General features: G+C 27.3%; 4 protein-coding genes. All 4 read right to left on the minus strand.

Annotation, left to right across the window (positions count from 1 at the left end):
- Nucleotides 1–253: hypothetical protein (locus SVN78_09555; GenBank protein MDY6821849.1), on the minus strand; the 253-nt coding region annotated here is incomplete at its 3' end.
- A 63-nt stretch (nucleotides 254–316) separates the two neighbouring features.
- Nucleotides 317–976 (minus strand): ABC transporter ATP-binding protein, encoded by a 660-nt coding sequence (locus SVN78_09560; protein ID MDY6821850.1) that lies wholly within the window; start codon nucleotides 974–976, stop codon nucleotides 317–319.
- Nucleotides 969–2195, minus strand: coding sequence for an efflux RND transporter periplasmic adaptor subunit (locus SVN78_09565; protein MDY6821851.1), 1227 nt, complete (start codon nucleotides 2193–2195; stop codon nucleotides 969–971). The genes SVN78_09560 and SVN78_09565 overlap by 8 nt, the downstream gene beginning before the upstream one ends.
- Nucleotides 2188–3451: TolC family protein (locus SVN78_09570; protein MDY6821852.1), on the minus strand; the 1264-nt coding region annotated here is incomplete at its 5' end. The genes SVN78_09565 and SVN78_09570, both read right to left, overlap by 8 nt.

Here is a 3451-nt window from a genome sequence, read left to right on the forward strand (position 1 = left end):
CAATTCTTGATATATAAGTAGTATAACCTAGATTATATATATATTTATTATATAGTTGCATATTTTTTGGGGAGCTGCCTAAATCATGGATTATTAATGCGCCTACATCATTTTTTTTACCTTCATAAAAAGCTGGCATACTTACTTCTTCTCTTATCCCTTCTGAAAAAGCCCTTTTTATATCTAAAAGTACGATCTCTTGTAAATCAATATCTGTTAGATCAACAAAAGGTTTAATTTTATTCTTTATCATAAAAAATTATTAAATTATTTTTATTAAATTTAGTATATTATAATTATAATATTTTATCAAAGATTAAGTTATTTTGCCATCAACAATCTTTATAATCTTTTTTGCATATTTTGCAATTGTACTTTCATGGGTAACAACTATAATAGTCTTACCATCATCATTAAGTTTTTTAATATACTTCATAATAGCATGAGAACGCTCACTATCTAATTGACCTGTTGGTTCATCTGCTAGTATGATCTCTGGATCATTCATTAGTGCTCTTGCTATTGCAATCCTTTGCTGTTGTCCGCCTGAAAGTTGGTTTGGCTTAACCTTTGCTTTATCTTTTAAGCCAAGATTTTCTAATAGATTATATGCACGATCTATATATTTTGATGGTATTTTATCTGAATAATATATTGGTAGCATTATATTTTCTAATATTGTAAGATATTGGATTAGATAAAAAGATTGAAAAATAAAACCAATTTTTTTATTTCTTAATTCTGACATTTGATCATCATCTAGTTTTGATATATCTATATCATCAAGATAATATTTTCCACTATTTGGCGTATCAAGGAGTCCTATTATATTCATTAAAGTTGTTTTGCCAGAGCCAGATGGACCCATAATTGCAATAAATTCACCCTTTTCAATTTTTAGGTTTATGTTATTTAATACAGTAAGTGGCTTTTCGTTTACAATGTATGTTTTGTTTATATTGATCAAATTAACCATTATTTTCTATTTTTATATCAACTGCAATTTTATCGCCTTCTTTTAATCCCTTTAGTATTTCTGCGTTATCTTCACCTCTTTTACCCACTTTGACAGCAACTTTTTCAATAATATTTTTTTCCAAATCTATTATTTTATAAACTATATATTTGTCTATATCCCATTTTAAAGCCTCTTTTGGAATAACTAATATATTTTCTTTTTCTGATATCATTATTTTTGCTTGGGTTGTCATCTCTGGTTTAAATAAAAGTGCTGTTTTTTCCTCAATATTGACTATTGCTTTATAATATACAATGTTATCAAAAATCTCAGGCCCAAGATTTATCCTATCTACTACCCCTTGAAATGTTTTATCTGGATAGGTATCTACTGAATATTTAACATTTTGACCTACCTTTACGTTGCTAATATCAGTTTCATCAATATAAATCCACATCTCTAATTTTCTAGGATTTATAATTGTTATAAGATTGGCAACTTGTAAACCAGTTACAATCGTCTCCCCTGCTTCTGCAGCTACTTGGGTTACTACTCCATCAATTGGAGAATATATCTTTGTATAACTAAATCTAACTTCTAACTCATCAAGGTGAAGTTTCTGTTGTTTAAGTTCTAAATACAATCTATCTAAGGTTAGGAAGTGTTCTCTGTCATATCTATCCAATTCTAGCTTGGCTTGTTCTAATCTTGCCTTAGCATCATCATAGGAGCTTCTTAATGTCTCTAACTCCTCTTTTGCTGAAAAGCCTCTATTGAATAGGTATATTTCTCTTTCATATTTATTTTTAGCTGTTTCCATTTGAGATCTCCAATTATATACCTCTTGTTTGTAAATATTTCTCTGATATGGATAGGTGCTCTTCTCTAATTCAATCTCTTTTTCAATAATTCTTATTTGTTCTTTTGTTTGAGCTATCTGTTTTTTTATTTCTCTACTATCTATCTCTGCAATAAGTTGCCCCCTTTTTACACTATCTCCAACTTTTACATTCATTTCTTCAATTGTCCCAGTAGCTCTAGCTCCAATTTCAATTTCTGCACCAACCTGTGGTTTGATTACACCTTTTTCTACTATGTAAGATTTAACTGATCCTTTTTTTGCAGTAGCTGTTGATAAAATAGTATAGCTCTTATGTCCATTGTTGTTATATAAAATAAATATAATAAATAAAATTATGGCTATAAAGATTGATGCGTATATTAGTTTTCTAATCACTTATTGTACCTGATATATATAACAATTCATTATAATCTCTTACAATATTATATCGAGCAGTATAATAATCTATAAAAGCTTCTTCATATCTATCGCGTACATCAAGTAGCTCTAAAATGTCACTTTTACCTAGGATAAATGATTCTAGTGTTAGCATATAATTTCTTTTAGAGTATTTTATAAGATTAGATAAATAGTAAAATTGATCATTATAGGTAACAATATTATTATATAATGTCTTAATCTGTTCTTTCATTTCTAAAGATGCTAATTTTTCATCCATTAAATCATTATAATATTGGGTTTTTTCTGAGATTACATTATAGTATCTACTAAATCCAGTGAATAAATCAAAAGTAGTGGTAATACCAACTTGTGAACCTGTATAGTGCTCATCACGCAAATTCTCATCATAATATCTTCCCTTAGTAGCATATATATCAACTGTTGGAGAAAAATCGCTATAAGATTTTTTAATTTCTTTAGAGGAGATCTGAGATTCAATCCTTTTTGTAACAACCTCAAGATTATTTTTATGTCCTTTGCTAATATAGTATCCAATATTTGAAAGTTCAATATTACTAAAATCAGTTTCTAGAGGTGTATCAATACTATAGTTCTCTCCGGTAAAGGTTGATAGGTTTATTAAAATATTTTTTAGTTGTTGTATGTAGTTATTATACTCGTATTGCGATCTACTGTAGTTAACTTCAGCCTGTAGATATTCTACTTCTCTTATTCTACCGATTTTATATTGTGATTTTGCCACATTTAATGCTATTTTACTTGTATTAACAATATTTTTATAACTATTTATAATATTTTTTATCTCCAATGCATTGTAATAGATATTGCTGACTTCTTTTAATATGAAATTTTTATAATCCTTATAAATAAATTTTGACAGCCTTAGGTTTAGTTTATTAATTTTCACATCTAATATATCTTTTAAACCATTAAAAATATTATAATTAAGATTAAGTGTTGTCTGAGCAGTTTTGCCATCTAGGTCATCATATCTATCGCTACCTGTAATTTCTGTGCTAATATATGGATAAAATTTTGAATATGAAAGCTTTAAATTCAGTTCTCCTAATTTTACATCGTATTTTCTCATTTTATAACCTGGATACTTTAAAAGAGATTTCTTGATTGCCTCATCTAAAGTTAGTGAATAGAGATTACTGGTTGCTAGATATAATATAATAGTTAAAAAAATTATTGTATTAATTTTATACATAATGAATATATTTAAC

It is taken from the genome of Deferribacterota bacterium, from assembly GCA_034189185.1.
GTDB lineage: Bacteria > Chrysiogenota > Deferribacteres > Deferribacterales > UBA228 > UBA228.